Origin of the sequence: Providencia burhodogranariea DSM 19968 (genome assembly GCF_000314855.2) — a bacterium.
Classification (GTDB): Bacteria; Pseudomonadota; Gammaproteobacteria; order Enterobacterales; family Enterobacteriaceae; genus Providencia; species Providencia burhodogranariea.
Genome location: NZ_KB233222.1, coordinates 1,184,867 through 1,202,249 on the forward strand (window position 1 = coordinate 1,184,867; position 17,383 = coordinate 1,202,249).

A 17,383-nucleotide genomic window follows, 5' to 3' on the forward strand; every position below is an offset into this window, starting at 1 on the left:
TAATTTATTGCTGAGGCTTATGATTTTCTTCTTCTGAGTGTTCTTCTTTAGACATATTTTTATAAATATAGACAACACTAAGAACGGTGAATATTAATGTCCCAGCGGTTAAACCGAACACTTTAAAGTTCATCCATGTATCAAGAGACAACCAAAATGCGATATAGATATTTAATGCAGCGCAAAGAATAAAAAAGATTGCCCATGCGCTATTCAGTTTAATCCAGTTACTATCGGGAAGTTTAATTTCTTGATTACTGCCTAACATTCGTTGAATTAATGGTTTTTTGGTGAACCATTGGCTGATCAGTAATGCTAAAGCAAACAAAGCATAAATAATGGTAACTTTCCATTTGATAAAGGCATCGCTATGGAAAATAAGCGTTAATGAAGCGAAAACCATCACGATAATACAAGTGATTTTAGCGATTTTTTCAACTTTTTTATAAACGAGATAAGTCGCGAGTAACGCGAGCGGGGTTGCGACCAATAATGCGCCACTGGCATAGTAAATGTCATAAGTTTTATAGACAAGAAAAAAAATCACCAAAGGGATAAAATCAATAAGTTGTTTCATAACAGTGGGTACCCGAGCCTCGCATCAAAATAATGGCATAGTTTAACCGATTTTCGTGAGAATTGTTAAAAGTTTGCTCCTTTTTACCAAGAATACCGCTGTTTACCAATCATATTTGCATTATTTTACTTATATTTGGCTTTAGTAATGGAAAATATTTGATACTTCATATATATAATAACCATATTAATTTAACTTCCTAATTTTTAGAGAATTTTCTGACAATGATAAAGGCAAGATTGTTTGTCTGGATGCCCGGTTTAGAAACGTTATTTAATTACCGTTTGGCTGACTTTGGTCCGGATATCAAAGCGGGTTTATCTGTCGCGGCAGTCGCTTTACCGGTTGCTATCGCTTACGCGGAGCTAATGGGAATTAACGCCATCATCGGATTATATGCATGCATTTTACCTATGATCATTTATGCTTTATTTGGAACATCTAAGCAGCTGATCATTGGACCGGATGCAGCGACTTGTGCCGTGATAGCCGCAGCTGTCAGTCCATTAGCAATGGGAGATGATACCATTCGATGGCAGCTAATTATTGTCATGAGTTTAATGACGGGAGTGTGGTGCTTAATCGCCGCTCGATTTAGATTAGGAACATTCGCCGATTTTTTATCAAGACCTATTTTACAGGGCTTATTAAATGGTGTTGCATTGACCATAATTTTAAGCCAATTAGGTAAAATATTTGGAATTTCCTCATTACCGAGTGATTTTATCGAGCGCTTAATTGCTTTCCCAATTGCACTCCTCGAAACACATATTCCTACTTTGTTAATGTCTGTAGCGACTTTGGCGATTATCATTATTATTAAAAAAAAGCGAAACATGTGGCCATCATTGCTAATTGCGATGGTATTAGCAACGATGGTGAGTGTTGTTTTTGATGTAGAGAAGTATGGTATCAGTATTGTTGGCGATTTAGGGGAAGGGCTGCCGTTTATTACAATGCCACAATTTAATCCTGGGCTAATGCGTGATCTTATTACGCCATCATTGAACTTAGCCGTGATTAGCTTTGTGAGTTTTATGATGACAGCGAGAAGTTTTGCGAGCAAAAATGGTTACTCTGTTGATGCGGATCAGGAGCTTAGAGCCTTAGGAATGGCAAATATTGCCTCAGCCTTATCTCAAGGCTTTGCCGTTAGTGCGGCGAGTAGCCGTACTGCCGTCAATGACATGATGGGGGGCAAAACACAGTTGGTCTCGATAGTTGCGGCACTGGCCATTTTAGCAGTTTTACTTTTTTCGGTTAATTTACTAGGTTACATCCCTATGCCAGCATTGGGCGTGGTATTAGTCGTTTCCACATGGTCATTACTGAGTTTTCGCAGTATATTTTCGATGCGAAAACGTAATAAAGAAGCCTTTACACTGTGTATTTTCACTCTCTGTGCGGTGCTTGTTTCGGGCTTGATAAATGGCGTTGGTTTAGCTGTTTTACTGGGGTTGTTACAGTTTATTCGAGTTATTTTCCGACCAACAGATCAGCTTTTAGGGGTTGATGACCAAGGAATGTTACATTCTATTTCAAAAGATAATGAAATTCAGCCAATTGAAGGGATACTGATATATCGCTTTAACTCCCCGCTGACTTATTTCAATGTGAACTATTTTAAAGAGCGGTTAAACAAACATTTAGACAATCAACCCAAACGACCGGCATGGGTAATTGTTGATGCTGCGGTGAGTTTCACACATAACGATGTTAGTGTTTTTTTATCATTGAATGATATAGTGACCGCATTGAAAGCGAAGGGCGTGACATTAGTTTTAGCAGGGCGTCGAACGTCGATAAATCGTTGGCTTGAGAAGAATAAAATCAATCGTTCTGATGATGATTTGTTAGTAGTACCTGATATTTATTTTGCTATTCGTTTAATTCAAAGTAAGCAACAGATAAAAATGAAAGATGTGGACGAGAACGTCGAGTCATAAACATAGGTGAGAACACTGACTAAGTTATTTGTTTACCATCAGAGGCAATGTTTTAAAACAAAGATTAAGCGATAAAAAACTGCACCTTAATTCGCTATTATTGTTAACGTTTGGGGTGCAGTCTAGTTTTAACCTAATTAACCCTGCGATTGCTTACTGATTTTTAATCAGCATATAAAGGCGATAAAAATAGAGTAATGCAAACGCAGCAATAATGTTGTTAATTAAAAAAGAAAGGCCATTTGTAACAATATGATTTAGATTAAGACTGCTCACGACTAAACTGACGAGCATTTGTGTTGCCATCCAAATTAATACCATTGGCAGAGCCAGACGCCAGTTTGCATAAGACATCTTCCAACTTTTACCCATCGCATTAAACGGGTTTACATTTTCACTTATAAGAATTGCAGGCGCTAAAGAAAAACCGATGGCAAGTACAACACCTGGAAGCACCATGATAGTAATGCCTAGCTGAACCAGTAACGAGCAGATTACTAATAGCAGAAGCATTGAAAGTGCTTTAGGTAAAGAGGCTAATAACGCTTGAGTACCAGTCATCTCCTCGCCGCGTGATAACCCTGAAATATACGATAAAACACCGCAAATCAGAATTAAACTACCAAAGGTAACTGAAAGAATAAGACCGAGTGAAACTCGAAGGATGCTGCTTTTATCTTCTTCAGAAAGGTCTTGCACCCAATTTTGTAAGCCTGAATTACCTGCATCGATGAATTTGGTTTGAGCGTCAAAAAGAACACCAATCATCTGCGCATTTGGGATCATCATTGAGTAAATAACAACACTGACTGCTGTCGCTAACAGTATAATTGTGGATAGGCCACTCAACTGATTTTTAAAAAAGTTAATGCTATCACGGATGAGTGAGTTGGCCGAAATGGACATGTAAATGCTCCTATCTACAAGCTGGACAAAATTTTCACGTGATTGTAACTGAGTATGTAGCGCATAGGTAGAGAAAGATGAGAAAAGACGTGTAGTTAGCAAAAAAGTTCAGAACTTATCTTCCACAAAGGTTATTGTAGGCGCTAATCATAACAATGTAGGGAAAGCGATTAAGTGTGATTGTTCATACGTCGCAGCAAGTAGTGAAATCAATGATTTGTATATTAATGTTACCCTTGGTTTTTTTTAATAACATTATGTTTTAAAACTAAAAAAATAAAAAAGTGACATGTCACGCTAAAATTGATTTTATCAATTTCGATAAATTATGCTTTCTAATTTTATCATTCATTTTGGGTGTCAATGGGTAAGGTAATTATATCTAATACAATCGTATAACAAAACGGCTCATATTATGTAAACGACTTTGACCATCAGATTGTTGCGATACAGGAGCTTTGTTTACGATTTACCATCGTGATGAAATATTTGAGCATGGGGAGTTCAGACGTTACTTCATTAAATATGCATTTTGAATATATCTTATTAATGCTTGAAAATATAAACTGAATAACAATAATTTTTATTTAATGTATATCTGATAAAAATTGATCTGCATCAAAAATAAAAAGTCTATAAATGAAATAATAATTCCAACCTAATCAGATTACGTGATTTTTATTAAAAGATGTGATCTTGATTTGAGCATTAAATAAAATTAAACAGTATATTTTATGCAAAATAAAATACAGGAATGGGATTAATAATGAAAAAACTCACTGCGCTTGTCTTAGCAGCTGCGACTCTAGCGCCAGCTGCTGCAATTGCTCATGAAGCTGGCGACTTTATTTTCCGTGCAGGTACTGCAACCGTTCGCCCAAATGCAGGATCAAGCGAAGTATTGCCTGGTACTGGCTCTTTTGATGTTAATAATAATACCCAGTTAGGTCTGACATTTAGCTATATGGTCACAGATAATATTGGTGTGGAATTATTAGCCGCAACTCCGTTTGAACATAAAGTTGGAACTCCAGGTACAGGTAATATTGCGACAGTTAAACATTTACCACCAACATTGATGGCACAATATTATTTTGGAAGTAAAGAAGACAAATTACGCCCTTATTTAGGCGCAGGTGTTAACTACACTTTCTTCTTTGATGAAAAATTCAATAATACAGGCAAAAATTCTGGTTTAAGTGATTTAGACTTATCAAGTTCATGGGGCTTTGCAGCACAAGCTGGTATGGACTATATGCTGACTGAAAACTGGATGTTGAACGCCTCTTTATGGTGGATGGATATTAATACTGACGTTAAATTTAAAGCCGGTGGCGAGCAACATAAAGTGGAGACACGCCTCGACCCATTCGTATTTATGTTTGGTGTTGGTTACCGTTTCTAATCGATTTTTGCAGGATGCATAACAGGTTTATACCTGACGCTAGGTGGATTGGAATAGCAGTAGGAAATCCGAGAATATATATTCTTGGATTTTTTTGTTGGTGATAAATATACTTTAAATGATGTTGTGTTTTTATTAACTAAATTGTCTTGATGTTGCATGTTATGTTAATATTTTGTTTGTTTTTTTTGGTTGCGGTAATTTAATTAGATAAATGGTATTTAATAATTAACAAAGCGTGTTATGTTTTAATTATTTGTGAAAGGCTACATCAACATGACCATTTCAAATAAAAATACTAATTTCATAATAAAATATTTCAAGAATACTGATTATAATTATGGTGATATTTTTATCATGGCATGTAGTGTCTAGAGTGACATATAAATATATTAGCGTGGATTTAGTCAGAATTAGGATATAAATATCAGCCCATAATGAGCTGATATTTATAATGAGAGCTGATTAGATGTTAGCGAATTTTCATAGAGTCAATAACGGATTGGACACCTTGAACTTTTCTGGTGGCTTCAATCGCTTTATTAGCATCTGCTCGAGAGTTAACGAAACCACTTAATTGAACTCGACCTTTGAAGGTTTCAACGCTTATTTGTGTCGATTTTAAATTCTTTTCACCCAGTAGAGCAGATTTTACCTTAGTTGTAATTACTGAGTCATCAATATAGCCACCTGTTCCTTCTGTTTTAGATGTTGGTGAGCAGGCAGCCAGAGATAAGGCCATAAACATAGCCATAAAAAGTACACTAATAGTTTTGAACAATTTCATCCTTTTTCTCCTAATATTTCAGATTGCAAAGTACGTTGATTGTTAAGTAATCAAAAAAGAAATAAGTACGTCAGATGAAAACAGGCTAATTGACGCGACTAATCACGACTGACAATTTTAGTATCAGTAGGAATAGGAAAAAATTCAACGTTAAAATTGAAATAAATTGTTATTAGATCGGAAAATTGGAAAAGTCGCCACACTGATTAGACATGACGACTAAGAATATTTAATTCGATTATTTCTGTGTAGCAGCCTTCATTCTAGAAACAAACTGTGTGAGCTCCTTTAACATTATGTCAGGGCGTTGAAGATTAGTTTCGATAATTTTTACTACAGCAGAACCTGAAATCGCACCCGCGGCGCCATTTGCAATGGACTCAGCAACTTGAGCAGGTTCAGAGATCCCAAAGCCTTGCAATGCTGGAGCAGCCCGATATTTATTTAGCTTATTAATTAGATCGGTAAGTGGTGTTGCTGCACGTTTTTCTGTTCCCGTGACACCCGCACGAGATAATAAATAAGTGTACCCATGGCTCTGTTCACCAATTTCTTTTAGTAATGCATCATCACCATTTGGTGGGCAAATAAAAATAGGAGCAATACCATGAGCCAATGCAGATTCACGGAATGGTTTAGATTCACACATGGGAACATCAGCAACCAATACGGAATCTACCCCAGCTTGTTGGCAACGTGAATAAAAATGGTCAATACCATTACTAAAGACCAGATTTGCATAAACTAATAACCCAATTGGCATATCAGGATGAGTTTGTCTGATGCGTCCTAAGAGCTCAAAGCACACTGTTGGCGTAATATCACTTTTAAACGCACGCAAGTTGGCATTTTGAATTGTTGGCCCATCTGCTAATGGGTCAGAAAATGGGATACCAATTTCTAAGGCATCAGCACCACCGGCAATCAATGCATCAATTATTTTAAGTGAAAGCTCTGCATCAGGGTCACCTAACGTAACGAATGGAACGAAAGCACCTTGGTTTACTCGGTTTAAACGATCAAACAGTTGAGTATAACGTTCCATTAGATTTCTCCCTTGCTTGTCAAAATATCGTGCACGGTAAAGATATCTTTATCGCCGCGCCCTGAAAGGTTAACAATTAATAGCTGCTCTTTGTTGGGTTCTTGTTCTGCTAATTTCAGTGCATAGGCAAGAGCATGCGAAGACTCTAGAGCAGGAATTATGCCTTCTTTACGAGACAATAATTTGAATGCTGTTAATGCTTCATCATCAGTGATGGAAACATAGTCTGCACGACCAATACTATTTAAATGTGCATGCTGAGGCCCTACGGAAGGAAAATCTAGGCCTGCCGAAATTGAGTAAGATTCCTCAATTTGCCCTTCATTGGTTTGCATCATAGGGGATTTCATACCAAAGTAGATACCTACACGGCCATGTTTTAGTGGTGCACCATGTTGCCCTGTCTCAATACCTAACCCTGCGGGTTCAACACCTATCAGACGAACATCTTCTTCTGGGATAAAAGAAGCAAACATACCAATTGCATTAGAGCCGCCGCCAATACAAGCAATAACAGCATCTGGAAGGCGACCTTCTTTTTCTAAAATTTGTTGTTTTGCTTCATCACCAATCATCCGTTGAAAATCACGAACAATAGTTGGATATGGATGAGGGCCAGCTGCGGTTCCGAGTAAATAGTGGGCTTTATCATAGCTTCCAGACCAGTCTCTTAGCGCCTCATTACAAGCATCTTTCAAGGTGGCTGAACCACTATGCACAGGGATCACTTCAGCGCCCATTAATTTCATGCGAAACACATTAGGTGATTGACGTTCAACATCTTTCGCACCCATGTAAATTCGGCACTTCATATTGAGGAGTGCACAAGCTAGAGCAGTTGCAACACCATGTTGCCCCGCACCCGTTTCAGCGATGATTTCAGTTTTACCCATTCGTTTGGCAAGTAAGGCTTGGCCTAAAACTTGGTTTGTTTTATGTGCTCCACCATGGAGAAGGTCTTCACGTTTTAAATAAAGCTTGGTTTTTGTTCCTTCAGTCAAATTGCGACATAAGGTTAATGCAGTCGGACGACCCGCATAATTTTTTAGCAGATCGTGAAATTCATTTAAAAATGCAGGATCACTCTGCGCTTCAATAAAAGCATCTTCGAGTTGATTAAGTGCTGGGATTAAAATTTCCGGGACATATTGTCCACCAAATTCACCGAAATAGGGATCTAATTTGCTCATTTTATTTTCCATCTATTAAAGTAATATTTTTGTGTCATTGTTCAGTTTGGAGGTTGTCATCCCGTAATACACCAAGCTATTTGGCTACAGTATTATCGATATTTTTTTTGGATTACTAACCTTGATTAGCTATCGGTATATTGAATTATTTAGGATATATTTCAAATGCCAGAGTCAAATTATTGACGATTAAGATGCTAATAAACTGAAAACTTGGTTTATTTTTTGTTCGCTTTTGATTCCAGGTTCAATTTCAACGCCTGAATTAAAATCTAATCCATTGCACAACAGTTTCGCAGCTTGATGGCAATTATCTGCATTCAAGCCACCAGCCACCATTACGCGAAACTTGCTATTCGTTGGAACCAATGCCCAATCAAATGATTGGCCGGTACCACCATGGCCATTATCGAGTAATAATAAATCGATAGGTTGGTCATCAAATTGCGCTAAATTAGGTTGTGACATATTGACGGCTTTCCATATTTCGCAATGTTTAGGTAGTATTGTGCGTAAATCTTGGACGTAGTTACCATCTTCACTGCCATGCAGCTGTACTGCGGACAAAGCGAGTTGTTCTACCATATGCGCTACAAAATCCACAGATTGATCACGAAATACACCAACATATTGCAATGGTACGGCATGGATAATTTGCCTTGCTTGTGACACTGTCACTTTGCGTGGGGAATTATCTGCAAAAATAAGGCCACCATATGTCGCTCCTGCTGCAAAGGCAGCATTGGCATCTTGTACACGCGTTAAGCCACACACTTTATGCTCACCAATTAACAATTTTTGTATTGCTTTATCAATATTGGTTTGTTCCATTAAAGCGCTGCCGATAAGAAAACCATTGGCATATTTACTTAGCGATTGGATATGCTGGTGGCGATGAATTCCTGATTCGCTAATTATAATTGTTCCTGCGGGCAATTTAGTCGCTAATACTCTGGTTCGATTTAAATCTATTGAAAGATCGCGTAAATCACGATTATTAATGCCAACAACGCGGGCTTTTAGCTTAATTGCACGTTCAAGCTCTTCTTCATTACTTACTTCAGTTAACACACCCATATTCAATTGATGCGCAACCGCAGCGAGTGAAACATATTCTTCGTCATTCAGAACAGAGAGCATCAATAAAATTGCATCGGCTTGATAATATCTTGCAAGATAGATTTGATAGGCGTCGACAATAAAGTCCTTACACAAAACTGGTTGTTTAACAGTATTGCTAACGATTGTTAGATATTCCATATCACCTTGAAAATATTTTTCATCGGTGAGCACCGAAATGGCAGATGCATAGGGGGCATAAATATTAGCAATAACAGCAGGATCGAAATCTTCTCTGATCAAACCTTTAGAGGGGGATGCCTTTTTACATTCAAGAATAAATACCGGACGCTTTGCCGACAGTGCTTCATAAAAGCTGCGGTTCGATGGCTTAACTTCTTCAATGAAACTGTCTAATGGTTGTTTTGTTTTACGTTCAACAAGATAGATAAGTTTATCATCAACAATTTTCTGTAATACAGTTGCTTTCATTTTACTGTTTCCTTGAAGCAAGTGCAGTGACTCGAGCAAACGCGCGTCCACTACGAATAATATTTAAGGCGTGCTCGCTATTTTCTTTTAAATTTTCATAGCCATTGAGGCGCATCAACAGTGCCACGTTAGCTGCAACGGCAGCTTCATGAGCGGGCTTTCCGTGCCCCTGTAACAAGTTAGTGAGTAACACTCGATTTTCATCAGGTGTGCCGCCTTCTAAGTCAGACAATTGATAAGGTTCTAATCCAAAATCAGCAGCACCAAGTTGGTAGAAGGACAATTGTCCTTGGTTAAGTTCTGCAACCTGTGTGGTGGCATGCAGTGAAACTTCATCCATTCCTCCACTGTGTACCACAGCTGCACGTGTAAAACCAAGCATTTGTAATGTTTTCGCGACAGGCTCCACGAGTGACTCTTGGTAGACACCAATCAGTGAAATTGGCGGGCGAGCTGGGTTGATCAGTGGTCCCAAAACATTAAATAGAGTACGTGTTTTTAATTGTGTACGAACGGGTGCAGCATGACGAAACCCACTGTGATATTGCGGTGCAAATAAAAAGCATACTCCTAATTCATCTAAAGCATCACGTGCGCTTTGTGCGCTTAAATCGAGGGAAATACCAAAAGCTGCCAGCAGATCGGAAGAACCTGAGCGACTAGAAACACTGCGGTTACCATGCTTGGCAACTTTAATACCACATTCTGCGGCAACAAATGCACTTGCTGTTGAAATATTGATGCTATTTGCGCCATCACCACCTGTTCCAACAATATCACTGAATTGATAATCAGGGCGTGGGAAAGGTTGCGCGTTTTCTAAGCAAGCCATGGCTGCACCCGCAATTTCTTCTGGCTGTTCGCCACGCATTTTCATGCTAATCAAAACACCAGCTAATTGTGCTTCAGTTAGCTCACCGCGAATTATTGCATTAAATAAAATTTGGCTTTCTGATTGAGTTAGTGTTTGAGCGCGAAATAATTTATTGAAAATAGTTTGCATAATAGGTTCTCTCTTCCCTGGTTAAAACGATGGTGTTGTTGTATTGGTTGGGGTCGAAAGCGCCCATGCCACGGTTTTTTCCAGTAAAATTGCACCTTGAGCCGTTAGAATCGATTCAGGATGGAATTGAAAACCACAAATGCGATCATTATCATTACGTACAGCCATTACCATGCCGTTTGATTGCGCACAAATAATCAGTTTTTCAGGAATTTGACTACCAACGAGTGAGTGATAACGCGCAACGGAAATTGGATTTTCAAGACCATCAAACATGGCTTGTTGGTCATGTGTCGCCATGGATGATTTACCATGTAAAATTTCACCCGCAGCAGAAACATGCCCGCCATAAGCTTCAATAATTGCTTGATGCCCTAAACAGATACCAATAACCGGAATTTTACCGATAACATGAGTCAGAACTTCAGGCATAGAGCCAGCGTCACTAGGTTTACCCGGGCCTGGTGATAATACCAGTAGAGGGGATTCCATATTATTTAGAACAGATAAAATATGTGTTGCACTAACTGTGTTTCGATAAATGATGACGTTATGGCCACCGGAACGTAATTGGTCAACTAAGTTATAGGTAAAGGAGTCAACATTATCGAGTAATAGTATGTTAGCCATTAGAATAACTCCTCTGCTTGATGTGCTTGGGCAATTGCGCGGATCACTGCGCGAGCTTTGTTTCGGGTTTCATCGGCTTCGCCTTGTGGTGAAGAATCTAATACGACACCTCCTCCTGCTTGTACAGTAGCGATACCATTTTCAACATAGGCAGAACGAATAACAATACAGGTATCAAAATCACCTTTACCATTGAAATAGCCGACTGCACCACCGTAAGAACCGCGCCGCTCTTGCTCATATTCAGCGATCAACTGCATTGCTCTAACTTTAGGCGCGCCAGTTAAAGTGCCCATATTCATAGAGGCTTGATAAGCGTGGAAGATATCAAGATCTGAACGAAGTGTACCGACAACTTGTGAGACTAAATGCATAACGAACGAGTAGCGATCTACTTTCGTTAAATTTGCAACATAGCGGCTACCAGCTTCACAAATGCGTGCAAGGTCATTACGGGCTAAATCGACTAACATTAAATGCTCGGCTAGCTCTTTTTGATCCGTACGCATTGAGAGTTCAATTCGGCTATCAAGATCAAGGTCTATTGCACCAGAAGCATCACGTCCACGTGGTCGGGTCCCCGCAATAGGATATATTTCAACCTTGCGATTACTGGCACTGTATTTCAATGCACTCTCAGGAGAAGCACCAAACAGTGAAAAATCATTATCTTGCATAAAGAACATATAAGGGCTTGGGTTTTGAGCTTTTAGCTTTTGATATGCAATTAATGGGTAAGGGCAAGGCATCGAAAATTTTCGTGATGGCACAACTTGAAAAATGTCACCACGATAGATAGCTTCTTTCATTGAATTGACAACTTCCCGATATTGCTCATCATTTTTATTCGTTTTAACCGTAAACTCAGAGGCGGTTCCTAGCGAAAGTGGTGATAAAAATGGGCGGCATTCGGCAATAATTTCATTATGGCGCTGAGTTATCGCTTCAATATGGTTAGTATCTGTTGAAAATAAGCAACTTTTTAAGCGTGCAGCTTGGTTTTGATGGTCAATCACTAAATAATGTTCTGCGACAAAGAAGCAGTAATCAGGGCAATTATTGATAGTTTTAACTTCAGGAAGTGATTCAAAGCTCGCAATTAAATCATATGCAAATAAGCCGCCAACGAAGAAATTTTCTGGTTTATCTGAATAAGTTTGTGCGAGTTCTGGTAATAAACGTAATACATCTAAACAAGAAGCACTTTTTAAGCGGCTATCTTCATCCAGTTCATTATTTGGTTGATTAAATGTCAATGTGAGTTGTTGTGATGATAATTCACAATGTTGTGCTTTATGAGCCAGTTGCTCGGCCATTACAACCAGTAATAGGCGACCATTTTCAGTCAGTGCTTCAATTTCAACACGCTGACCAAAAGCACGGATACGCAAGGCACTATCTACAATCAATAGACTTTGTAGATTGGCTTTACTGGTAATTTCTGCAGATTCCAGCAGCATAGTCGCTGGGGTATTGTGGCATAGGTGATTAAACAATAACGTTGGGTCTTGCTGGTAATTAATTGGGCTATCCAGATAATTAAAATGTGCTAATGTTGTGTTTTGGTTATTCATTTTGTTGCCTTTAAGCTATTTTTAGACATAAAAAAACCCGCAGATAGAGGCGGGTTCGGCACTGAGGCATATCAATTTATGCATGTGCGTTTTCCGCCCAATTTGGGAAGTTACGCCACCAACGATTTGATAGGTGAATAGAAGTCATACAGTGCCTCACTGGATAATCAAATTAATTTCGGCTAGCAAGCCGTCCTGCGTACTAGTTAACTGGATCGCCTTGCTTATGTCAAGCTGTTTGTTAATTTTTCATGGAAAATATCCAGAAACGAGCAAAAAGAGGGAAACGAGTTATGTCACAATTTTCAAGTCCATTGCTGACACGCTATGATTTACACTGCCATACCAGTGCCTCTGATGGCGAGTTATCTCCAGCGGATGTGGTTGACCGTGCAATTGAAATGGGTGTTCATGTGTTGTCGATTACTGATCATGATACTTGTGAGGGTGTCATTCAGGCTCGGGAATATCTGGCCCAAACTCAACAATCACTTACGCTGATTAATGGCGTCGAAATTTCTACGTTGTGGGAAAATATTGAGATTCATATTGTAGGGTTAAACTTTTCTCCTTCAGCGAATTCAATGGTTCAGTTGTTAGCACAACAGTCTGAGTTGCGCTTAGAGCGAGGAATTGAAATTGGTAGGCGGTTACAAAAAGCGGGTATTCCTGATGCATGGGAAAATGCGTCGCAAATCTCAGGAGGCGGGCAAGTAACAAGGGCGCACTTTGCTCAATACCTGCTCAAAATTGGTAAAGAAAAAAATATCAATAATGTCTTTAAACGTTACCTTGCAAAAGGCAAGACTGGTTATGTTCCCGCGAAGTGGTGCACGATTGATGAAGCCATCGAGGCTATTCATCTTGCTGGTGGAATTGCTGTTTTAGCACATCCATCAAAATATCAATTATCTAATAAATGGCTAAAAAGATTAGTAGCATATTTTAAAGATTGTCACGGTGACGCAATGGAAGTTTCTCATTGCCAGCAACCACCTAATGAAAAACAATATTTATCAGAACTTGCCCAGCTAGCGAATTTAAAAACGTCAGTTGGTTCTGATTTTCATCGTCCTTGCTCTTGGATTGAATTAGGCCGCAACTTATGGCTGCCTAATGACGAGCAGGCTGTTTGGACGTTATGGGATGAAGTGAAAACAGCATAAGACGTTGATGTATCGTCAATGCGGTGTAGAATAAAATAAATGAAAGACGAAAAGTCTTGCCTTTTGTAGGCGCATTTTCGTTTTGTGAGTAGATAGTGCCATTTTCAGGTTTTTACCGGATGATGCTGTCGATACCAAAGATTAGAGGTTTGTATGAGTCAGTTTTTTTATATCCATCCGGATAACCCACAAGCACGACTGATAAGTCAGAGTGTTGAGATTTTAAATAAAGGTGGCGTGATTGTATACCCAACAGATTCTGGGTATGCCATAGGTTGCCGATTAGAAGATAAAGACGCATTACAACGCATTTGTCGTATCCGCCAAATCGATGCGAACCACAATTTTACCTTAATGTGCCGCGATCTTTCTGAATTATCTAACTATGCACATGTCGATAACACAGCATTTCGTTTAATCAAAAATAATACACCGGGCAACTACACGTTTATTCTACGTGGAACAAAAGAAGTGCCTCGCCGTTTGATGAATGATAAACGCAAAACCATTGGCCTGAGAGTACCTTCAAATCCAATTGCCCGTGATTTGCTCGAAGAGGTTGGTGAGCCATTAATGTCTACCAGCCTTATTTTACCTGGCGATGACTTTACGCAATCTGATCCCGAAGCTATCCGAGACTTACTCGGAAAACAAGTTGATTTGGTGATCCATGGTGGTGATATTGGTCAAAAACCGACGACGGTTATTGACTTAACGGGAGATGGCTCCGTTGTTGTTCGTGTTGGTACTGGCGACCCATCCCCATTCGAATAAGCAATAATATAAGCTTATAGATTAATAATAGGGGTTCACCATAAACCTGTGTATAATGCGCAGGTTTTCCAATTCGCTGCTTTTCGTGACATGTCACGAAAAAGTATTTGACGCCTGTGAAGGCGACAGCTGAGGGTTATATGAGCGTTAAACCGCAACAAACTGAAAAATTACAAAAAATTCTCGCCCGCTCAGGGCATGGTTCCCGCCGTGAAATTGAAACCTTTTTAAAAGAAGGCCGTATCAGTGTTGATGGCAAAAAAGCCACGCTGGGCGACCGTATTGAGGTTAAACCATCTGTTAAAATTAGATTAGATGGGCAATTATTAGCGATAAAAGAACCAGAAAAAGAGATCTGTCGTGTTATGGCTTATTACAAGCCTGAAGGGGAGTTATGTACTCGCCATGACCCAGAAGGTCGTCCGACAGTATTTAACCGTTTACCTAAGCTGATCGGTGCTCGTTGGATTGCTGTTGGGCGTCTTGATGTAAATACCAGTGGGCTGCTGCTATTTACAACAGATGGTGAACTCGCAAACCGTTTAATGCATCCAAGTCGTGAAGTTGAGCGTGAATACGCTGTACGCGTTTTTGGTGAAATTAATGAAGCTAAAATCAGCCAACTCACCAAGGGCGTACAGCTTGAAGATGGCCCTGCATCCTTTAAAACCGTGTCTTATCGAGGTGGTGAAGGTATGAACCAATGGTATAATGTTACCTTAACAGAAGGGCGTAACCGTGAAGTTCGTCGTCTATGGGAAGCGGTTGGTGTTCAAGTGAGCCGCTTGATCCGTGTTAGGTATGGTGACATTGACCTGCCTAAGGGGCTTCCTCGTGGTGGTTGGACTGAACTGGGTCTAGAGCAAACAAACTACTTGAGAGAATTAGTTGGTCTTACTGCGGAAACTGAATCTAAAGTGGCCGTTGAACGTGACCAGCGTCGTCTTAAAGCAAATCAAATTCGTCGTGCTGTTAAACGTCATTCGCAATCTGCGGGTAGGCCTGCAACTAAGCGTCAGTCATCAAGACCAACAGCAAAGCGCCGTACACGTATTTAGTTATAAATACTCGATAGAATAGGGTTGTGGAGATATCCATTACTCTATTCTAATTAGCAGCTCTAAATCATTCGCTAAAAAAATCATTTGATTAATTCATGAAATATATTGATTAATATCTTTCATAGTATTCCCTTATCTTTGACTATCAATATAAATTGTTTAATTATACAATCTAAGTAAATCATTTTCATTTTTATTAAGCCTCATTATTTAATTTAGTTATGAAAATGAAATTTTAGATGACGTAGTTTCAAATTCATAATAATAATAAATATATTACTTAAAAAGAAAATTAATTTCTATTGTATTTATTTTAATGAACTTATCTTTTAAATTATTCTGTGTAACTGAAATGTCAATTGGCTATGTTACTAAATCATTTTAAATTCAGCTAGTTATTGGTGTTAATAGTATTTCATAAAAATTCACTGTGTTTTTTTGCTTTTATTTATATCCTCGATAAGGAAAATGATATATCAAGTTTTCCTTGTGATCACTCTTGCTTTTTATTAAGCGAGTTAATATTAAAATATCTATTTTAGATAGCATGAATATTCTTATTACTAGCTTAGCTGAAGCGCTTAATTTATCGCAATTCTAGGGTTATCTAGGCTTTTGATATCGACATGTGATTTGATTTTTTTGTATAAAAACCAGAGAGTAAATTTTAAAATGCCAAGTATTAATTTTTCAGATAAATTTGTTGTATCTATACATAACTCTATTGGCGGCAATATATCAACGGCCACTGCAAAAGGTTTACTTGATAAAATAAAAAATATAGCAAATGGAGGAAGAGAGATACCCAAAGGAATAATCACTGCACTAACAAAAAAAGCAGAATCAACAAGAAACAAAGGACTTGCAGAAACAATAAAATTCACATTAGCAGACATTCATTCATCTAAGGCTATTAGTATTTTAAATAAGGGAATAGCAATAGTTGAAAATGATATCTCCAACTATAAAAATAAAAATAAAAATACTACTGAAATTGATAATAACGCTGGACTGATGATAAGGAAATATACGACTAAAGTACTATCGGATAACAAGGTAGATAAGGAAAATACACGTTTTCGCTTGTTTGTTTCTGCACATGCGAGGGAAAATAACGTTGATTTACAATTGCCTAAAAAAATAAATGAAAATATAAATACGATTAAACCAAATATTAAAGAACTATCTCGACTAAGTGACTTGCTAATTTTTGTTAAAAAAAGCTTTATATTACGTTTGATTAATGATTCTGACACAGATAAATTTAAATTCGCATCTACAGAAAAAAAGAAAGAATTCATTGAAAATTCCGGAATTTTTTTTGAAAAAAGCTTTAGCAAAGACTTAGTTGAATTTTTGCTTACACAGCCAGAAATCGATACAATTTTTAAAGATAAAGGAATAAAACCATTTGATAAGGAAGAGGTAGATAGATTACTACCATCTGATATTTTTAGTAAGAGAGGTAAAGCTGTAAGTAATGAAACATTGATAGCTTCTGTGTTGAATGAAATAGAAAAAGAAGAAAATAAACTTTCCGAATTAAATAACACATTAAATGAAGCTAAAAGTATGGTCTACAATAATGAAATTTCTGCAGCAATAAATTTTATTAAATTACCAAATATAGATAAAAATGGTAAGCAAAGTAAGGAGGTTAAGCAATTAATTAATGTTTTAAGCAATATTTTGGACAATCATAAAAAACAACATCAGGAATCTAATGACGCACCTAAACAAATAAAAAAGCTAACATTAAATTAGAAAA

General features: G+C 38.1%; 15 protein-coding genes and 1 other annotated feature. Of the genes, 6 read left to right on the top strand and 9 right to left on the bottom strand.

Going from position 1 to position 17,383, the window contains the following annotated elements; genetic code table 11:
• Window positions 1–4 precede the first annotated feature (4 nt).
• A complete protein-coding gene (locus tag OOA_RS04985) occupies window positions 5–577 on the bottom strand; it encodes a septation protein A (RefSeq protein WP_008911039.1) in 573 nt (190 codons plus the stop codon).
• 224 nt (window positions 578–801) lie between these two features.
• On the opposite strand from OOA_RS04985, the gene OOA_RS04990 reads away from it, so the two are divergent.
• Entirely contained in the window at window positions 802–2,523 is a 1,722-nt protein-coding gene (locus OOA_RS04990; protein ID WP_040690811.1) for a SulP family inorganic anion transporter, read from the top strand.
• A gap of 153 nt (window positions 2,524–2,676) precedes the next feature.
• On the opposite strand, the gene OOA_RS04995 is transcribed toward OOA_RS04990, so the two are convergent.
• Complete coding sequence (locus tag OOA_RS04995) at window positions 2,677–3,429, bottom strand: YciC family protein (RefSeq protein WP_008911041.1); 753 nt, start codon at window positions 3,427–3,429, stop codon at window positions 2,677–2,679.
• Window positions 3,430–4,195: 766 nt separating this feature from the next.
• On the opposite strand from OOA_RS04995, the gene ompW reads away from it, so the two are divergent.
• The gene (ompW, locus tag OOA_RS05000; RefSeq protein WP_008911042.1) at window positions 4,196–4,834 is read left to right on the top strand and encodes an outer membrane protein OmpW; all 639 of its coding nucleotides are present in this window, start codon (window positions 4,196–4,198) and stop codon (window positions 4,832–4,834) included.
• Between the two features lie 472 nt (window positions 4,835–5,306).
• Here ompW and OOA_RS05005 read toward each other — a convergent pair whose 3' ends face one another.
• The 7 genes from OOA_RS05005 to OOA_RS05035 form a co-directional block, all read right to left on the bottom strand.
• Entirely contained in the window at window positions 5,307–5,621 is a 315-nt protein-coding gene (locus tag OOA_RS05005) for a BON domain-containing protein (RefSeq protein WP_008911043.1), read from the bottom strand.
• A 238-nt stretch (window positions 5,622–5,859) separates the two neighbouring features.
• A complete protein-coding gene (trpA, locus tag OOA_RS05010) occupies window positions 5,860–6,666 on the bottom strand; it encodes a tryptophan synthase subunit alpha (protein ID WP_008911044.1) in 807 nt (268 codons plus the stop codon).
• On the bottom strand, window positions 6,666–7,856 hold the full coding sequence (trpB, locus tag OOA_RS05015) for a tryptophan synthase subunit beta (protein ID WP_008911045.1): 1,191 nt from the start codon (window positions 7,854–7,856) through the stop codon (window positions 6,666–6,668). The genes trpA and trpB overlap by 1 nt, the downstream gene beginning before the upstream one ends.
• Before the next feature lie 189 nt (window positions 7,857–8,045).
• Complete coding sequence (trpCF, locus tag OOA_RS05020; protein WP_008911046.1) at window positions 8,046–9,407, bottom strand: bifunctional indole-3-glycerol-phosphate synthase TrpC/phosphoribosylanthranilate isomerase TrpF; 1,362 nt, start codon at window positions 9,405–9,407, stop codon at window positions 8,046–8,048.
• Between the two features lies 1 nt (window position 9,408).
• Window positions 9,409–10,410, bottom strand: coding sequence for an anthranilate phosphoribosyltransferase (trpD, locus tag OOA_RS20245; protein WP_008911047.1), 1,002 nt, complete (start codon window positions 10,408–10,410; stop codon window positions 9,409–9,411).
• A gap of 21 nt (window positions 10,411–10,431) precedes the next feature.
• Window positions 10,432–11,040: a glutamine amidotransferase-related protein gene (locus tag OOA_RS20250; RefSeq protein ID WP_008911048.1), complete on the bottom strand. Its 609-nt coding sequence runs from the start codon at window positions 11,038–11,040 to the stop codon at window positions 10,432–10,434.
• On the bottom strand, window positions 11,040–12,614 hold the full coding sequence (locus OOA_RS05035) for an anthranilate synthase component 1 (protein ID WP_008911049.1): 1,575 nt from the start codon (window positions 12,612–12,614) through the stop codon (window positions 11,040–11,042). The genes OOA_RS20250 and OOA_RS05035 overlap by 1 nt, the downstream gene beginning before the upstream one ends.
• A 27-nt stretch (window positions 12,615–12,641) precedes the next feature.
• Window positions 12,642–12,741 (bottom strand) — a sequence feature (Trp leader region).
• Between the two features lie 166 nt (window positions 12,742–12,907).
• Between OOA_RS05035 and rnm the strand changes: the two genes are divergently transcribed.
• The 4 genes from rnm (at window position 12,908) to OOA_RS05055 (ending at window position 17,379) form a co-directional block, all read left to right on the top strand.
• Window positions 12,908–13,780 carry an RNase RNM gene (gene rnm, locus OOA_RS05040; protein WP_008911050.1) on the top strand — a complete coding sequence of 291 codons (873 nt, stop codon included), beginning with the start codon at window positions 12,908–12,910 and terminating at the stop codon, window positions 13,778–13,780.
• Between the two features lie 153 nt (window positions 13,781–13,933).
• Window positions 13,934–14,554 (top strand): L-threonylcarbamoyladenylate synthase, encoded by a 621-nt coding sequence (locus OOA_RS05045; RefSeq protein ID WP_008911051.1) that lies wholly within the window; start codon window positions 13,934–13,936, stop codon window positions 14,552–14,554.
• 140 nt (window positions 14,555–14,694) lie between these two features.
• Window positions 14,695–15,612 (top strand): 23S rRNA pseudouridine(2605) synthase RluB, encoded by a 918-nt coding sequence (rluB, locus tag OOA_RS05050; protein WP_008911052.1) that lies wholly within the window; start codon window positions 14,695–14,697, stop codon window positions 15,610–15,612.
• Between the two features lie 675 nt (window positions 15,613–16,287).
• Entirely contained in the window at window positions 16,288–17,379 is a 1,092-nt protein-coding gene (locus tag OOA_RS05055; protein ID WP_008911053.1) for a hypothetical protein, read from the top strand.
• Window positions 17,380–17,383: the final 4 nt, after the last annotated feature.

Excerpts from the sequence above, each read along its gene's own strand:
- OOA_RS04985 (WP_008911039.1), bottom strand. The coding sequence starts at position 577 with ATGAAACAACTTATTGATTTTATCCCTTTGGTGATTTTTTTTCTTGTC.
- OOA_RS04990 (WP_040690811.1), top strand. The coding sequence starts at position 802 with ATGATAAAGGCAAGATTGTTTGTCTGGATGCCCGGTTTAGAAACGTTA.
- OOA_RS04995 (WP_008911041.1), bottom strand. The coding sequence starts at position 3,429 with ATGTCCATTTCGGCCAACTCACTCATCCGTGATAGCATTAACTTTTTT.
- ompW (WP_008911042.1), top strand. The coding sequence starts at position 4,196 with ATGAAAAAACTCACTGCGCTTGTCTTAGCAGCTGCGACTCTAGCGCCA.
- OOA_RS05005 (WP_008911043.1), bottom strand. The coding sequence starts at position 5,621 with ATGAAATTGTTCAAAACTATTAGTGTACTTTTTATGGCTATGTTTATG.
- trpA (WP_008911044.1), bottom strand. The coding sequence starts at position 6,666 with ATGGAACGTTATACTCAACTGTTTGATCGTTTAAACCGAGTAAACCAA.
- trpB (WP_008911045.1), bottom strand. The coding sequence starts at position 7,856 with ATGAGCAAATTAGATCCCTATTTCGGTGAATTTGGTGGACAATATGTC.
- trpCF (WP_008911046.1), bottom strand. The coding sequence starts at position 9,407 with ATGAAAGCAACTGTATTACAGAAAATTGTTGATGATAAACTTATCTAT.
- trpD (WP_008911047.1), bottom strand. The coding sequence starts at position 10,410 with ATGCAAACTATTTTCAATAAATTATTTCGCGCTCAAACACTAACTCAA.
- OOA_RS20250 (WP_008911048.1), bottom strand. The coding sequence starts at position 11,040 with ATGGCTAACATACTATTACTCGATAATGTTGACTCCTTTACCTATAAC.
- OOA_RS05035 (WP_008911049.1), bottom strand. The coding sequence starts at position 12,614 with ATGAATAACCAAAACACAACATTAGCACATTTTAATTATCTGGATAGC.
- rnm (WP_008911050.1), top strand. The coding sequence starts at position 12,908 with ATGTCACAATTTTCAAGTCCATTGCTGACACGCTATGATTTACACTGC.
- OOA_RS05045 (WP_008911051.1), top strand. The coding sequence starts at position 13,934 with ATGAGTCAGTTTTTTTATATCCATCCGGATAACCCACAAGCACGACTG.
- rluB (WP_008911052.1), top strand. The coding sequence starts at position 14,695 with ATGAGCGTTAAACCGCAACAAACTGAAAAATTACAAAAAATTCTCGCC.
- OOA_RS05055 (WP_008911053.1), top strand. The coding sequence starts at position 16,288 with ATGCCAAGTATTAATTTTTCAGATAAATTTGTTGTATCTATACATAAC.